At 75.1% G+C, this 578-nt stretch carries 1 pseudogene; it reads left to right on the forward strand.

The features are described 5' to 3' along the window. Positions 1 to 578, forward strand: a pseudogene (locus tag D180_RS17110) (ABC transporter ATP-binding protein); the annotation flags it as partial.

Here is a 578-nt window from a genome sequence, read left to right on the forward strand (position 1 = left end):
CCGCCTGGCGGCCACGCTCAGCGGCGGCGAGGCGATGCGGGTGGCGCTGATCGGCGCCTGGCTGGCCGAGGCCGATGCGCTGATCCTGGACGAGCCGACCCTGCACCTGGACGCGGCGCAGCGGCAGCGCCTGCGCGAGGCGCTGCAGCGCTGGCCGGGCGGCCTGCTGGTGATCAGCCACGATGCGCTGCTGCTGCAGGACATGCAGCGCACGCTGGAACTGTCGCCAGGCGGGCTGCGCGACTACGGCGGCGACTACGCGTTCTACCTGCAGTGCCGGGCGCGCGAGCGCGAGGCCGCGCAGGCCGAACTGGCGCAGCACAAGCTGCAGCACGCGCGCGACAACGCTGCCTGGCAGGCGCAGCACGATCGACAGCAGCGGCGCAATGCGCGCGGGCGGCAGCAGGCCGGCACGGCCAACCAGGCGCCGATCCTGCTCGGCCGGCAGAAGCAGCGCAGCCAGGACAGTGCCGGCAAGCGGGTGCGCGATCATCAGGCCACGCAGGCGCGCAGCCTGGAGCGCATCGCCGAGGCCGCGCGCCAGGTGCAGCCCGACGCGCCGGTGGCGCTGTTCGCGC

The sequence above is a fragment of the Xanthomonas sp. SHU 166 genome, from assembly GCF_000364685.1.
In the GTDB taxonomy this organism is placed as follows: domain Bacteria; phylum Pseudomonadota; class Gammaproteobacteria; order Xanthomonadales; family Xanthomonadaceae; genus Xanthomonas_A; species Xanthomonas_A sontii.